The following is a 15,432-nucleotide window of genomic DNA, read 5'->3' on the forward strand; positions in this document are numbered from 1 at the left end:
AAATTTAAGATTTCTTGCCGCTGATAACTTCTTCAGCGATGTTCTTCGGTGCTTCAGAGTACTTCAGGAACTCCATGGAGTAGCTGGCACGACCCTGAGACATGGAACGCAGGTCAGTAGCGTAACCGAACATCTCGGAGAGCGGAACCTCAGCGCGGATCACTTTACCGGCCATGGTGTCTTCCATGCCCTGTACCATGCCGCGACGACGGTTCAGGTCGCCCATCACGTCACCCATGTAGTCTTCCGGAGTGACCGCTTCAACCTTCATGATCGGCTCGAGCAGTACTGCACCGGCTTCCTTGGCTGCATTCTTAACAGCCAGAGCACCCGCCATACGGAAGGCGTTTTCGTTGGAATCCACCTCGTGGTAGGAACCATCGTACAGGGTCGCTTTCACGCCCAGGATCGGGTAGCCCGCCAGAACACCGGCCTTGAGCTGCTCATCGATACCCTTCTGTACGGCACCGAAGTATTCCTTCGGAACGGTACCACCGTGAATTTCTTCAGCGAACTGGAACTCTTCATCACGGTCGATAGGCTCGAAGCGAACCTTAACGTGACCGTACTGACCACGACCACCAGACTGCTTGACGAATTTGCCGTCAACGTCGGCGCCCTTGGTGAAGGTTTCACGGTAGGCCACCTGCGGCGCACCCACGTTACACTCCACCTTAAACTCACGCTTCATGCGGTCAACGATGATGTCCAGGTGCAGCTCACCCATACCGGAGATGATGGTCTGCCCGGATTCTTCGTCGGTCTTCACACGGAAGGAGGGATCTTCCTGAGCCAGACGGCCCAGCGCCAGACCCATCTTTTCCTGGTCAGCCTTGGACTTCGGCTCAACGGCAACGGAGATTACCGGATCCGGGAATTCCATACGCTCCAGCACGATCACGCTGTTCAGGTCACACAGGGTGTCACCCGTGGTGATGTCCTTCAGACCAACACAGGCAGCGATGTCACCAGCGCGAACTTCCTTGATTTCTTCACGGGAGTTGGCGTGCATCTGCAGCAGACGACCCACACGCTCTTTCTTCTGACGCACAGAGTTCATCACGCTGTCACCGGAGTTCAGAACACCGGAGTACACACGAATAAAGGTCAGAGAACCTACGAACGGGTCAGTAGCGATCTTGAACGCCAGCGCAGAGAACGGCGCATCGTCAGAAGATTCACGGGACTCAACGGTCTCGCCATCATCCAGAACACCCTGGATGGCTTTTACTTCATCCGGAGCCGGCAGGAATTCAATCACCGCATCCAGCAGCGCCTGAACACCCTTGTTCTTGAACGCAGAGCCGTTCAGAGCCAGAACGATTTCGTTGGCCAGAACCTGCTGACGCAGACCCGCCTTGATATCGTCGTTGGAGAGATCACCCTCTTCCAGGTATTTCTCCATCAGCTCTTCGGAGCCTTCAGCAGCCGCTTCAACCATCTGCTCACGCAGCTCGTCGCAACGACCCTTGATGTCTTCCGGGATGTCCTTTTCTTCGTAGGTCATACCCATGTCGTCTTCGTTCCAGAAGATAGCCTTCATCCGGAGCAAATCGACAACACCCTTGAAATCGTCTTCCGCACCGATGTTGTACTGGATCGGTACAACCTTGGCGCCCAGACGGTTACGGATCTGCTCGCAAACGCGATCGAAGTTGGCACCGGCACGGTCCATCTTGTTCACGAATACGATACGCGGTACTTCGTACTTGTTGGCCTGACGCCATACGGTTTCGGACTGCGGCTCAACACCGGAAGAACCACAGAACACCACCACAGCGCCATCCAGTACACGCAGGGAACGCTCTACCTCAATGGTAAAGTCCACGTGTCCGGGAGTATCGATGATGTTTACACGGTGCTGTTCGTACTGCTGGTCCATACCCTGCCAGAAGGTGGTGGTAGCAGCAGAGGTGATGGTAATACCACGCTCCTGTTCCTGCTCCATCCAGTCCATGGTGGCGGCGCCGTCGTGTACTTCACCGATCTTGTGGGAAACACCGGTGTAGAAAAGAATTCGCTCGGTAGTGGTGGTCTTGCCCGCATCTACGTGCGCACAGATACCAATATTGCGATAGCGATTGAGAGGAGTCTTACGTGCCACGCTGCATACCTCGATTCACTGGTTCATATACAAAAACCGGCCTGAACGCAGGCCGGTCTGACTCGAATGCCTTCTGCCTTAGAAGCGGAAGTGGGAGAACGCCTTGTTGGCTTCGGCCATACGATGCACGTCTTCACGCTTCTTCATCGCTGCGCCTTTACCTTCGGCTGCATCCAGCACTTCACCAGCCAGGCGGGCCGGCATGCTCTTCTCGCCACGCTTACGGGCAGCGTCTACCAGCCAGCGCATGGCCAGCGCGGTACGACGACTCGGGCGAACTTCAACAGGAACCTGGTAGGTAGCACCACCCACACGGCGGCTTTTTACCTCCACGGCCGGACGGATATTGTCCAGGGCCTTTTCGAACAGCTCCAGGGAGTCACCACCCTTGCGCTCTTCAATAATGTCCAGAGCACCGTAAACGATACGCTCGGACACAGACTTCTTACCGCTGACCATTACATGGTTCATGAACTTGGCCAGCAACTGGCTTCCAAACTTGGGATCCGGCAGGATCTCACGTTTGGCAACAACGCGACGTCTTGGCATCGGATGTGTTCCTCTAACGTTCCCGCTTTGGGCGGGGAAAGCTTCAGGTAATTCCGGAACGATGTCCGGACCTTACTCATCCCTCTGCAGCTCTATTGAGCTACAGCAATCAGAAAAGGTAGCTCAATTAGTTCTTCGGACGCTTGGCGCCATACTTGGAACGACGCTGCTTGCGATCCTGCACACCTGCCGTATCCAGGGTTCCACGAACAGTGTGGTAGCGCACACCGGGAAGGTCTTTTACACGACCGCCACGGATCAGTACTACGGAGTGCTCCTGCAGGTTATGACCTTCACCACCGATGTAGGAAGATACTTCATAACCATTGGTCAGACGCACACGACACACTTTACGCAGTGCGGAGTTCGGCTTCTTCGGGGTAGTGGTATACACCCGAGTGCAAACGCCGCGACGCTGGGGGCAGCCCTGCAGGGCTACGGAGTCGCTCTTTTCTACCTTGCTTTTGCGCGGCTTGCGCACCAGCTGGTTTACAGTTGCCATGAAACTACTGCCTCACGCTTACAGTTCTGTGACAAAAGCCGCATATAACGGCCCAAGCCACCCAATTACCGCCCATAAAATATGGGGGCAGCGATTGTAGGGACACCCCGGCATCCCGTCAAGGCTACCAGGGTGTCCCCGCCCCCTCCCGAAAGAGGGGGAATTCTTCAGGGCCGCCCTTTCGGGAGGCCCTGCGGCTCGCCAGCTTACTCGTCGGAGGAGCTGAGAGCCTCGGACAGGGCGGCTTCCACCTCGTCCATGGTCGGTGCTTCCGGACCACGCGCGTCATCACGCTGACGGCGACGATCCATGTGGTAGGCATAGCCGGTACCGGCCGGGATCAGACGACCCACTACCACGTTCTCTTTCAGACCGCGCAGATCATCTTCCTTGCCGGTCACTGCCGCTTCGGTCAGTACCCGGGTGGTCTCCTGGAAGGAGGCCGCGGAGATGAAGGACTCGGTGGCCAGAGACGCCTTGGTGATACCCAGCAGCTGACGCTCATACTGGGGCAGCATCTTGTCTTCGGCCTTGAGGCGCTCGATCTCTTCCATCACGCGAGCGTATTCTGCCTGCTCACCCTTGATGAACGAGGACTCGCCCACTTCCAGAATCTCTACCTTGCGCAGCATCTGGCGGATGATGGTCTCAATGTGCTTGTCATTGATCTTCACACCCTGCAGGCGGTAAACCTCCTGCACTTCGTTAACGATGTAACGGGCCAGTTCCGATTCGCCTTTCAGACGCAGGATGTCGTGCGGGTTCAGGGGGCCGTCAGAAACGACTTCGCCTTTCTCTACACGCTCACCTTCGAACACGTTCAGCTGGCGCCACTTGGGAATCAGCTCTTCGTAGTTCTCGTCGCTGTTGTCCGGAGTAATAACCAGACGAACCTTGCCTTTGGTTTCCTTGCCGAAGGACACGGTACCGGTCTTCTCGGCCAGGATGGCGGCTTCTTTCGGGTTACGGGCTTCGAACAGATCCGCAACGCGGGGCAGACCACCGGTGATGTCACGGGTCTTGGAGGATTCCTGCGGAATCCGCGCAATCACGTCACCCACACCAATGCTGGCACCATCTTTCAGGCCACACAGCGCGCCGCCCGGCAGGAAGTACTGGGCTGGCATGTCGGTGTTCGGCATCACAACGGCCTTGCCCTTGCTGTCCACAACGCGGACAACCGGACGCATGTCCTTGCCAGCGGAGGGACGGTGCTGGGAACCAAGCACTTCGATGTTGGTCAGGCCGGTCAGTTCGTCGGTCTGGTGGTTTACGGAGATACCTTCTTCCATATCACCGAACTGCACCTTACCTTCCACTTCCGCGATGATCGGGTGAGTATGCGGATCCCAGGTAGCCACTACCTGACCACCGTCAATCACGTCACCTTCGTTCACGGTCACAGTAGCACCGTAGGGCAGCTTGTAACGCTCACGCTCACGACCCAGCTCATCCGCTACCGCCAGATCGGCAGAACGGGAAACGATCACCAGACCGTCCTTGTGCTGTACGTGCTTGGCGTTATGGAAACGCACCTTACCACCGTGTTTGATCTGGATGCTGGACACCGCAGACGCCCGACTCGCCGCACCACCAATGTGGAAGGTACGCATGGTCAGCTGGGTGCCCGGCTCACCGATGGACTGGGCAGCGATAACACCGACTGCCTCACCCACGTTGACCTGATGGCCACGGGCCAGATCACGACCGTAACAGGTGGAACACACACCCCAACGGGTGGAACAGGTGATCGGCGAGCGCACCAGCACTTCGTCCACACCCTGAGTTTCCAGCTTCTCTACCCACACTTCGTCCAGCAGGGTACCGGCTTCGGCCAGCACTTCGTCCTGATTCAGCGGGTTGAGCACGTCACGGGCAACCACACGACCGAGTACACGCTCGCGCAGCGGCTCTACCACGTCACCGCCTTCGATCAGCGGGGTCATCAGCAGGCCTTCTTCGGTGCCACAATCGATCTCGTTAACCACCAGATCCTGGGCCACGTCAACCAGACGACGGGTCAGGTAACCGGAGTTAGCGGTCTTCAGAGCGGTATCCGCCAGACCCTTACGAGCACCGTGAGTGGAGATGAAGTACTGGAGTACGTTCAGACCTTCACGGAAGTTACTGGTAATCGGGGTCTCGATGATGGAGCCATCCGGCTTGGCCATCAGACCACGCATACCGGCCAGCTGACGAATCTGGGCCGCAGAACCCCGCGCCCCGGAATCGGCCATCATGAAGATGGAGTTGAAAGAGCCCTGCTCTTCGTCCTTGCCTTCGCGGTTCTTGACCACTTCGACACGGAGGTTTTCCATCATCGCCTTGGCGATCTGGTCATTGGTACGCGCCCAGATATCCACGACCTTGTTGTAACGCTCACCGCGGGTCACCAGACCGGAAGCAAACTGCTCCTCGATCTCGCGCACTTCCTCTTCGGCAGCGTCGATCATGGTGTACTTGGCATCCGGAATTACCATGTCTTCCACACCAATGGAGGAACCGGACAGGGTGGCTTCACGGAAGCCCAGGTACATCAGCTGGTCAGCAAAGATACAGGTCTCTTTGGTACCCAGAATACGGTAGCAGGTGTTCAGCAGCTTGCTGATGGCCTTCTTGGTCATGTTCTGGTTGACCATGTCGAAGCCCAGACCGGCCGGCACGATATCCCACAGCTTACAACGGCCGGGGGTGGTATCGGCGATGAAGGTACGCTCTTCCACGTTACCTTGCTGGTCTTTCACCACTTCGTGTACACGCACCTTGACGCGGGCGTGCAGGTGCACCTGCTTGTTGGCCAGGGCACGCATCACTTCCTTGGTGTCGGCAAATACCTGACCTTCACCCTGGGCGTTAACGCGATCACGGCTGATGTAGTACAGGCCCAGTACCACGTCCTGGGTCGGACCGATGATGGGCTCACCATTGGCCGGAGACAGGATGTTGTTGGTGGACATCATCAGCGCACGGGCTTCGAGCTGGGCTTCCAGGGTCAGCGGTACGTGCACCGCCATCTGGTCACCATCGAAGTCAGCGTTGAAGGCCGCACACACCAGCGGGTGCAGCTGGATTGCCTTACCTTCAATCAGTACCGGCTCAAAGGCCTGGATACCAAGACGGTGAAGGGTCGGCGCACGGTTCAGCATCACCGGGTGTTCGCGAATCACTTCGGCGAGGATATCCCACACCTCAGCGGTTTCACGCTCTACCATCTTCTTGGCGGCCTTGATGGTGGTCGCCAGACCACGGGCTTCCAGCTTGGCAAAGATGAACGGCTTGAACAGCTCCAGCGCCATTTTCTTGGGCAAACCACACTCGTGCAGCTTGAGGGTCGGACCTACCACAATTACGGAACGGCCGGAGTAGTCAACACGCTTACCCAGCAGGTTCTGACGGAAACGACCCTGCTTACCCTTGATCATGTCGGCAAGGGACTTCAGCGGACGCTTGTTGGAACCGGTGATGGCGCGGCCGCGACGACCGTTATCCAGCAGCGCATCCACAGATTCCTGCAGCATACGCTTTTCGTTACGCACGATGATATCCGGCGCACTCAGGTCCAGCAGACGCTTGAGGCGGTTGTTCCGGTTGATCACACGGCGGTACAGATCGTTCAGATCGGAGGTCGCGAAACGGCCACCGTCCAGCGGTACCAGCGGACGCAGATCCGGCGGCAGAACCGGCAGGACAGTCAGAATCATCCACTCCGGCGCGTTACCGGAATCACGGAACGCTTCCATCAGCTTGAGACGCTTGGACAGCTTCTTCAGCTTGGTGTCGGAGTTGGTGGATTCCACTTCCTCGCGGAGGATCTTGATCTCTTCGTCCAGGTCCAGCTCCATCAGGAGCTGCTGAACGGCTTCGGCGCCCATCTTGGCTTCGAATTCGTCACCGAACTCTTCCAGGGCATCGAAATATTCTTCGTCAGTCAGCAGCTGGCCACGATCCAGAGTGGTCATGCCCGGCTCGGTCACGACGAAGGATTCGAAGTACAGCACACGCTCGATATCACGCAGGGTCATATCCAGCATCAGGCCGATACGGGACGGCAGTGACTTCAGGAACCAGATGTGCGCAGTGGGGCTCGCCAGTTCGATGTGGCCCATACGCTCACGGCGCACCTTGGAGAGGGTGACTTCTACGCCACACTTCTCACAGATAACACCACGATGCTTCAAGCGCTTGTACTTACCGCACAGACACTCGTAGTCCTTGATCGGACCAAAGATGCGCGCACAAAACAGACCATCACGCTCAGGCTTAAACGTGCGGTAGTTAATGGTCTCAGGCTTTTTCACTTCGCCAAAAGACCAGGAGCGGATCAGATCCGGCGGCGCGAGCGCGATGCGGATCTTGTCAAACTCCGTGACTTGTCCCTGACTTTTGAGCAGATTCAGCAAGTCTTTCAAGGCCAGTCCTCCGTAGTGAGCTTTCGCTCGAGATTCTTTCCTAAACCCGGGTACACAGTGGCTCCGCCGTCAAGCCGGCGGAGCCCACTGCCTTAGTCGTTTTCCAGCTCGATGTTGATACCGAGCGAGCGGATTTCCTTCAACAATACGTTGAAGGATTCCGGCATACCCGGATCCATCCGGTGATCACCATCCACGATGTTCTTGTAAACGCGGGTACGGCCGTTTACGTCATCGGATTTCACGGTGAGCATTTCCTGCAAGGTGTAAGCTGCGCCGTATGCTTCCAGCGCCCACACTTCCATCTCACCGAAACGCTGACCACCGAACTGAGCCTTACCACCCAGCGGCTGCTGGGTAACCAGGCTGTAGGAGCCAGTTGAACGGGCATGCATCTTGTCGTCCACCAGGTGGTTCAACTTGAGCATGTACATGTAGCCCACGGTGACCTTGCGATCGAATTGCTCGCCGGTACGACCATCCCACAGCTGCACCTGACCCGACTTGTCGTGGCCAGCCAGCTCCAGCAGTTCCTTGATCTCGAACTCTTTGGCACCGTCGAATACCGCGGTGGCCATGGGCACACCGCCGACCAGGTTCTTGGCCAGTTCCAGGATCTCTTCATCGCTGAAGCTATCCAGATCTTCCGGAGAACCACCGGCGCCGGCCTTGTTGTAGATCTTGTCGAGGAAGCCGCGGATGTCCGCAATCTTCTTCTGCGCGGCCAGCATTTCGCCGATGCGCTCACCAAGACCCTTGGCCGCCCAACCCAGGTGGGTTTCCAGAATCTGCCCCACGTTCATACGGGACGGTACACCCAGCGGGTTCAGCACCACGTCGACCGGTACACCGTTCTCGTCATACGGCATGTCTTCTTCCGGCATGATCACGGAGATCACACCCTTGTTACCGTGACGACCGGCCATCTTGTCACCGGGCTGGATGCGACGCTTGATGGCCAGGTAAACCTTGACCACCTTGAGGACGCCGTGAGCCAGATCATCACCACCGGAGATCTTGGCCTGCTTGTCCTTGTAACGCTCATCCTGCTCTTTCTTGTGCTGTTCCAGATACTGCTGGGCGCGCTCAAGCTGCTCGGCAACATCTTCGTCAGCCGGGCGCAGTTCGAACCACTTGTCAGCATCCAGGCCATCCAGCATCTCGCCGGTCAGCTCGGTACCACGCTTGAAGCCGGCACCACCGTTGACCTTCTTGCCTACCATGACGGTACGCAGACGCTCGAGGATGTCCTGCTCGAGAATGCGGTACTCGTCTTTCAGATCCTTGCGGAACTGCTCGAGTGCGCTTTGCTCGATCTGACGGGCACGCTCGTCTTTTTCCACGCCATCGCGGGTGAAGACCTGCACGTCAATAACCGTACCTTTAACGCCGGAAGACACACGCAGAGAAGTGTCTTTCACGTCAGAGGCTTTCTCACCGAAGATGGCACGCAACAGCTTCTCTTCCGGGGTCAGCTGGGTTTCGCCCTTCGGCGTTACCTTGCCTACCAGAATGTCGCCGGCTTCCACTTCCGCACCGATGTACACGATGCCGGACTCGTCCAGTTTGGACAGAGCAGCTTCGCCCACATTGGGGATATCCGCGGTGATCTCTTCCGGACCCAGCTTGGTGTCACGGGCGATCGCGGTGAGCTCCTGAATGTGGATGGAAGTGAAACGATCTTCCTTTACCACTTTCTCGGAGATGAGGATGGAATCCTCGAAGTTGTAACCATTCCAGGGCATGAACGCCACGCGCATGTTCTGGCCCAGGGCCAGTTCGCCCATGTCCACGGAAGGACCGTCGGCCATGATGTCGCGGGCAGCAACCCGGTCACCCACTTTCACCAGCGGACGCTGGTTGATGCAGGTGTTCTGGTTGGAACGGGTGTATTTGGTCAGGTTGTAGATATCTACACCTGCTTCACCTTCGTTCACTTCGTCATCGTTCACTTTCACGATGATGCGGGAAGCATCCACCTTGTCGACGATACCGCCACGGGTTGCCACCACACACACGCCGGAGTCACGGGCCACGTGACGCTCGAAACCGGTACCTACCAGCGGCTTGTCAGCGCGCAGGGTCGGTACAGCCTGACGCTGCATGTTGGAACCCATCAGAGCACGGTTAGCATCATCGTGCTCGAGGAACGGGATCAGGGACGCGGCCACGGACACCACCTGACGGGGAGAGACATCCATATGGGTAATGGTGTCACGCTCCATCACGGTAAATTCATAACGGTGACGTACCGTTACGAAGTCTTCCGCAAAACCACCGTCGTCAGTCATCTTCGCGTCCACCTGTGCGATGACGCACTCGGCTTCTTCAATAGCTGACAGGTATTCGATTTCTTCGCTGACCTTGCCGTCGATCACTTTCAGGTACGGAGACTCAAGGAATCCGTACTCGTTGGCGCGGGCATAGGTGGCCAGTGAGTTGATCAGACCGATGTTCGGACCTTCAGGGGTCTCGATCGGACACACACGACCGTAGTGAGTCGGGTGAACGTCGCGAACCTCAAAGCCGGCACGCTCACGGGTCAGACCACCCGGGCCCAACGCGGAAACACGACGCTTGTGAGTAATCTCGGACAGCGGGTTGTTCTGATCCATGAACTGGGACAGCTGGGAAGAGCCAAAGAACTCTTTCACGGCAGCGGCCACCGGCTTGGAATTGATCAGATCCTGCGGCATCAGGCCTTCGGACTCGGCCAGGCTCAGACGCTCCTTGACCGCACGCTCGACACGGACCAGACCGACACGGAACTGGTTCTCGGCCATTTCACCCACGGAACGCACACGACGGTTACCCAGGTGATCGATATCATCGACCACACCGTTACCGTTGCGGATGTCGACCAGGGTCTTCAGTACGTCGATGATGTCAGAGGACTCTTCGCCCATCTGCTCGAAGTACTGCTTGCCTTCTTCATCAGTACGGGCACTGAAGTAACGGCCATCAAACAGGATGCCCGGACCGGTTTCGTCTTCACGACCGAGACGACGGTTGAACTTCATGCGGCCCACACCGGACAGGTCGTAACGCTCGTCGGTGAAGAACAGGTTCTTGAACAGGTTTTCAGCCGCTTCCTTGGTGGGCGGCTCACCCGGACGCATCATGCGGTAGATCTCGACCAGTGCCTCCAGCGGAGTGCGGGTCGGGTCTGCACGCAGGGTATCGGCCATGAACGGGCCGTTATCCAGGTCATTGGTGTACAGGGTTTCGAACTCGTTAATACCGGCCGCTTCCAGCTTCTCAAGGGTTTCGGCTGTCAGTTCGGTATTACATTCAACCAGGATCTCACCGGTTTCCTGATCGATGATGGACTTGGCCAGGTACTTGCCCTGCAGGTATTCACCCGGGATTTCCAGGTACTCAAGTCCGGCTTTTTCCAGCTGACGAATGTGGCGGGCAGTAATACGACGGCCACGCTCAACCACCACTTCGCCATCGGCGAGGATATCGAAGGTCGCGGTTTCACCACGCAGACGCTCCGGTACCAGCTTCATGCGGTACAGGCCGTCTTCTGCCACGATTTCGTTGGTGTCGAAGAACATCTCCAACACTTCGTCTGAGGTGTAACCCAGAGCCCGCAGCAGAATAGTCGCCGGCAGTTTACGGCGACGGTCGATCCGGACGTAAACTAGGTCTTTCGGATCGAATTCGAAGTCCAACCAGGAACCACGGTAAGGAATCACCCGAGCGGAGTACAACAGCTTGCCGGAGGAGTGAGTCTTGCCCTTGTCGTGGTCGAAGAAGACACCGGGAGAACGGTGCAGCTGGGACACGATTACACGCTCGGTACCGTTGATCACAAAGGTACCGTTTTCGGTCATCAGGGGGATTTCACCCATGTAGACCTGTTGTTCACGAATATCCTTGATCGCCCCGGATGACTCGCGGTCATAAATAACGAGACGAATGCGTACGCGCAACGGCGCCGCATAGGTAGTCCCACGGATGATGCACTCTTTGACATCAAACACGGGTTTGCCGAACTCGTAGCCGGCATACTCCAGCGCTGCGTTACCTGAATAACTGGCAATCGGGAATACTGACCGGAAAGCCGCTTCCAGACCGTTGTCCAGACGCTCTTCTGCACTCTTGTCTTGCTGCAGAAATTTGCGGTAGGAATCGAGCTGGATTGCCAGAAGGTAGGGAACATCCATCACCTTCGGCAACTTGCCGAAATCTTTGCGGATCCGCTTTTTCTCAGTAAATGAGTATGCCATCTGCGTTCCTCAGCTGTTGATCTATCACCACTCGGTGATATTTCTGTATGAAACCCCTCATACAGAAACGACAAAAGGCTGGCAGCCAAAAAGCTGCCAGCCGGCGTCTTTGCGCGCTGGCGCGCAAAGACATAGCGCCAATGCGCTTACTTGAGCTCGACGGTACCGCCAGCCTCTTCGATCTTTTTCTTGATCTCTTCGGCTTCGTCTTTGGTAGCGCCTTCCTTAACAGGAGCAGGAGCACCTTCAACCAGCTCTTTGGCTTCTTTCAGACCCAGACCAGTTACTTCACGTACGGCCTTGATCACGCCAACTTTCTTGTCGCCGAAGGAAGTCAGAACCACGTCGAAATCGGTCTTCTCTTCAGCGGCATCGCCACCAGCAGCACCAGGTGCAGCAGCAACGGCTACAGCAGCAGCAGATACGTTGAACTTCTCTTCAAAAGCTTCGATCAGCTCAACCAGTTCCAGTACAGACAGTTCAGCAACTGCATTCAGGATATCTTCTTTGGACATTGCCATTTTAACTTCTCCAAATCTTGATGATGTGCGGTTCAGGAGCCGATCAGGCTGCCTCACCTTCGTTCTGTTCTTTAAGCGCAGTCAGCAAACGGCCAAACTTGGAAACCGGAGCCTGCAGTACAGACACCAGGCTGGTCAGAGCCTGTTCGCGGTTCGGCAGTTTCGCCAGTACGTCGATTTCTGCGCCAGAATAGAGCTTGCCTTCGTACAGACCGGTCTTCAGCTCCAGCTGGTCATTGTCCTTGGCGAAGTCCTTGAACAGACGGGCAGCAGCGCCCATGTCTTCCTCGGACAGCGACATAGCAATGATGGTCGGACCAATCAGCGACTCGTTCAGCAGCTCGAGATCGGTACCTTCAAAGGCACGACGAGCCAGGGTGTTACGAATAACACGCAGGTAAACGTTCTGCTGACGTGCCTTGGAACGAAGCTCGGTCAACTGAGCAACGTTCAAGCCACGATAGTCGGCGACCACAGCGGAGAATGCACCCAGTGCGGCTTTATTTACCGCGGCGACAATCTCTTTCTTGTCTTCTAGTCTCAGAGCCACTGTGTAACCTCCTCGATGAATACAACCGGTCGAAACCGGCCACCCATTTATGAATTCGCTAGCGAACTCATACGCGGGGGTTACAGTGGAACCTGAACCACACCGCGTCTACGCAGGCTGATGGTTTAAGCCTTATCCGGGAGAACCCGCCAAGGCGCCTGTGGTCTTTGACGCTCCGGCAGCGAGCTGCCGAAATCAAAGTCCTTGTTGGCACACAGCTTTCGCCGTGCGCCGAATGCTTTACATCGCCAGGGATGCGGGATCGATGGACAAACCCGGACCCATGGTGGTGGACAGGGTTACTTTCTTGAAGTAAGTGCCCTTGGCAGAAGACGGCTTGGCTTTCTTCAGATCAGCCAGCAGTGCTTCCACGTTTTCCTTGATGGCAGTGTTGTCGAAACCAACCTGACCCACTGTGCAGTGGATGATGCCACCTTTGTCGGTACGGTAACGCACCTGACCACCCTTGGCGTTCTTCACAGCCTGGGCAACATCAGGGGTTACGGTGCCAACCTTCGGGTTCGGCATCAGACCACGAGGGCCCAGGATGGTGCCGAGCTTGCCCACGACGCGCATGGCGTCCGGGGAAGCAATAACCACGTCGAAGTTGATTTCGCCGCCCTGAACCTGCTCGGCCAGATCGTCAAAGCCAACCACGTCCGCGCCAGCTTCTTTGGCTTCTTCGGCTTTCGCGCCTTGAGCAAAAACAGCAACACGAACGGTTTTGCCAGTACCGTGAGGCAGTACAGAAGCACCACGCACGTTCTGGTCGGATTTACGCGGGTCAACGCCCAGGTTTACGGCTACGTCTACAGACTCTTTGAACTTCACACCAGACAGTTCGGTCAGCAGCGCAACGGCCTCTTCTACCGGGTACAGTTTGCCGGCTTCTACTTTCTCGCGGATGGCGCGCAGACGCTTGGACAGTTTAGCCATTGGTTAACCCTCCACATCCAGGCCCATGGAACGAGCAGAGCCCGCAATAGTACGAACAGCGGCATCCAGATCAGCGGCAGTCAGATCAGGCTCCTTGGCCTTGGCGATCTCTTCCAGCTGAGCACGGGTAACCTTGCCCACCTTCTTGGTGTTCGGCTCACCAGAACCGCTCTTGATCTTGGCTGCTTTCTTCAGCAGGTAAGATGCAGGAGGGGTTTTCATGGTGAACGTGAAAGAACGATCACTGTATACAGTGATAACAACAGGAACCGGTGCACCGGCATCCAGCTGCTGAGTCTGGGCGTTGAACGCCTTACAGAACTCCATGATGTTCACACCGTGCTGACCCAGTGCAGGACCAACCGGCGGTGACGGGTTAGCCTGACCAGCTGCAACCTGCAGCTTGATGTAGGCCTGTACTTTCTTCGCCATTTTCAGACTCCTTGGGTGCAAACGCCACGCTTACAGCGGGCTCCCCTCAGGTTGTCAAAACGCCCCGGCCACCATAAGGCGACCAGGGCTCCTAAATTCTCTTGCCGGTTTTGACGATCAGGTCTTTTCGACCTGGCCGAACTCCAGCTCTACCGGTGTGGAACGACCAAAGATCATTACAGCCACCTGCAAGCGGCTTTTTTCGTAATTCACTTCTTCGATCACACCGTTGAAATCTGCGAACGGACCATCATTAACACGGACCACTTCGCCAGCCTCAAACAAGGTCTTCGGCTTGGGCTTCTCGACGGCATCATCCATGCGCTGCAGGATGGCATCCGCTTCTTTCTTGGTAATCGGGGAAACGCGACCCGGATTTTTCGGATCTTCACCGATAAAACCCATCACCTTCGGCGTCTCTTTGACCAGGTGCCAGGAGTCGTCGCACATTTCCATTTCCACCAGCACGTAACCAGGGAAAAACTTGCGCTCGGATTTACGCTTCTGGCCACCCTTGATCTCTACCACTTCTTCAGTGGGCACCAGGATGTCACCAAAAAGCTCTTCCATAGAACGCAATTTAACGCGCTCTTCAAGGGCGCGTTTTACATGCTTCTCGAAACCTGAATAGGCGTGTACCACATACCAGCGCTTAGCCATGTAAACCCCTTAACCAATCACCCAAGACATCAGGCCACCGAGAATCCAGTCGAGCACAAACAGCAGCAAAGCCACCAGCACCACAAACACCAGAACAATCAAGGTGGTCTGCAGGGTTTCCTGACGGGTCGGCCAGACAATCTTGCGCAGCTCAACCATAGAGTCTTTGCGCAGCTGATTGAACGCCTTACCCTGCTCAGTCTGCAGAGCGACGAACATGGCCATCAGTGCGACAACCACCACACCAACAACCCGATAAAGGGTAGGCTGATCGGAGAAATAGCTATTACCCACTACGGCAGCAGCCACAAAACCCACTACCAGCAGCCACTTCACTGCCTCAAAAGCAGCCGAGCCGGAATGTGCTTCAATTTTCTCGCTCATCGGACGATGCACCCTACCACCCAAGATTCACTCTCGGGAAAATTGGCAGGCCAGGAGGGACTCGAACCCCCAACAGCCGGTTTTGGAGACCGGTGCTCTACCAATTGAACTACTGGCCTGTAACTTTGAAACCTTTAAAACAAAACAGGG

11 protein-coding genes and 1 tRNA gene are annotated in these 15,432 nt (G+C 56.4%); all 12 read right to left on the reverse strand.

Going from position 1 to position 15,432, the window contains the following annotated elements:
* Nucleotides 1–4: 4 nt before the first annotated feature.
* Entirely contained in the window at nt 5–2,104 is a 2,100-nt protein-coding gene (gene fusA, locus Y5S_RS18815) for an elongation factor G (protein WP_035235464.1), read from the reverse strand.
* Between the two features lie 78 nt (nt 2,105–2,182).
* Nucleotides 2,183–2,653: a 30S ribosomal protein S7 gene (gene rpsG, locus Y5S_RS18820; protein ID WP_022986298.1), complete on the reverse strand. Its 471-nt coding sequence runs from the start codon at nt 2,651–2,653 to the stop codon at nt 2,183–2,185.
* Nucleotides 2,654–2,780: 127 nt separating this feature from the next.
* Nucleotides 2,781–3,155 carry a 30S ribosomal protein S12 gene (gene rpsL, locus Y5S_RS18825; RefSeq protein ID WP_035235470.1) on the reverse strand — a complete coding sequence of 125 codons (375 nt, stop codon included), beginning with the start codon at nt 3,153–3,155 and terminating at the stop codon, nt 2,781–2,783.
* A gap of 206 nt (nt 3,156–3,361) precedes the next feature.
* Nucleotides 3,362–7,564 (reverse strand): DNA-directed RNA polymerase subunit beta', encoded by a 4,203-nt coding sequence (rpoC, locus tag Y5S_RS18830; RefSeq protein ID WP_035235472.1) that lies wholly within the window; start codon nt 7,562–7,564, stop codon nt 3,362–3,364.
* Between the two features lie 92 nt (nt 7,565–7,656).
* Nucleotides 7,657–11,799, reverse strand: a complete 4,143-nt coding sequence (gene rpoB, locus Y5S_RS18835; protein WP_035235475.1) for a DNA-directed RNA polymerase subunit beta — start codon at nt 11,797–11,799, stop codon at nt 7,657–7,659.
* A 146-nt stretch (nt 11,800–11,945) separates the two neighbouring features.
* Nucleotides 11,946–12,320: a 50S ribosomal protein L7/L12 gene (gene rplL, locus Y5S_RS18840; protein WP_035235477.1), complete on the reverse strand. Its 375-nt coding sequence runs from the start codon at nt 12,318–12,320 to the stop codon at nt 11,946–11,948.
* Nucleotides 12,321–12,363: 43 nt separating this feature from the next.
* Complete coding sequence (rplJ, locus tag Y5S_RS18845; protein ID WP_022986303.1) at nt 12,364–12,870, reverse strand: 50S ribosomal protein L10; 507 nt, start codon at nt 12,868–12,870, stop codon at nt 12,364–12,366.
* A 240-nt stretch (nt 12,871–13,110) separates the two neighbouring features.
* Nucleotides 13,111–13,806 (reverse strand): 50S ribosomal protein L1, encoded by a 696-nt coding sequence (gene rplA, locus Y5S_RS18850; protein ID WP_035235480.1) that lies wholly within the window; start codon nt 13,804–13,806, stop codon nt 13,111–13,113.
* 3 nt (nt 13,807–13,809) lie between these two features.
* A complete protein-coding gene (gene rplK / locus Y5S_RS18855) occupies nt 13,810–14,238 on the reverse strand; it encodes a 50S ribosomal protein L11 (RefSeq protein WP_035235483.1) in 429 nt (142 codons plus the stop codon).
* Between the two features lie 117 nt (nt 14,239–14,355).
* A complete protein-coding gene (gene nusG, locus Y5S_RS18860) occupies nt 14,356–14,898 on the reverse strand; it encodes a transcription termination/antitermination protein NusG (RefSeq protein WP_022986306.1) in 543 nt (180 codons plus the stop codon).
* Between the two features lie 9 nt (nt 14,899–14,907).
* Complete coding sequence (gene secE / locus Y5S_RS18865) at nt 14,908–15,282, reverse strand: preprotein translocase subunit SecE (protein WP_035235487.1); 375 nt, start codon at nt 15,280–15,282, stop codon at nt 14,908–14,910.
* A 43-nt stretch (nt 15,283–15,325) separates the two neighbouring features.
* A tRNA-Trp gene (locus Y5S_RS18870) sits at nt 15,326–15,401 on the reverse strand.
* Nucleotides 15,402–15,432 lie beyond the last annotated feature (31 nt).

The sequence above is a fragment of the Alcanivorax nanhaiticus genome (assembly GCF_000756665.1).
Taxonomy (GTDB): Bacteria; Pseudomonadota; Gammaproteobacteria; order Pseudomonadales; family Alcanivoracaceae; genus Alcanivorax; species Alcanivorax nanhaiticus.

Bases quoted from the DNA above. Each gene is read 5' to 3' on its own strand.
- rpoB (WP_035235475.1), bottom strand. From the start codon at position 11,799: ATGGCATACTCATTTACTGAGAAAAAGCGGATCCGCAAAGATTTCGGC.
- secE (WP_035235487.1), bottom strand. From the start codon at position 15,282: ATGAGCGAGAAAATTGAAGCACATTCCGGCTCGGCTGCTTTTGAGGCA.
- rplA (WP_035235480.1), bottom strand. From the start codon at position 13,806: ATGGCTAAACTGTCCAAGCGTCTGCGCGCCATCCGCGAGAAAGTAGAA.
- rpsL (WP_035235470.1), bottom strand. From the start codon at position 3,155: ATGGCAACTGTAAACCAGCTGGTGCGCAAGCCGCGCAAAAGCAAGGTA.
- rplL (WP_035235477.1), bottom strand. From the start codon at position 12,320: ATGGCAATGTCCAAAGAAGATATCCTGAATGCAGTTGCTGAACTGTCT.
- rpsG (WP_022986298.1), bottom strand. From the start codon at position 2,653: ATGCCAAGACGTCGCGTTGTTGCCAAACGTGAGATCCTGCCGGATCCC.
- nusG (WP_022986306.1), bottom strand. From the start codon at position 14,898: ATGGCTAAGCGCTGGTATGTGGTACACGCCTATTCAGGTTTCGAGAAG.
- rplK (WP_035235483.1), bottom strand. From the start codon at position 14,238: ATGGCGAAGAAAGTACAGGCCTACATCAAGCTGCAGGTTGCAGCTGGT.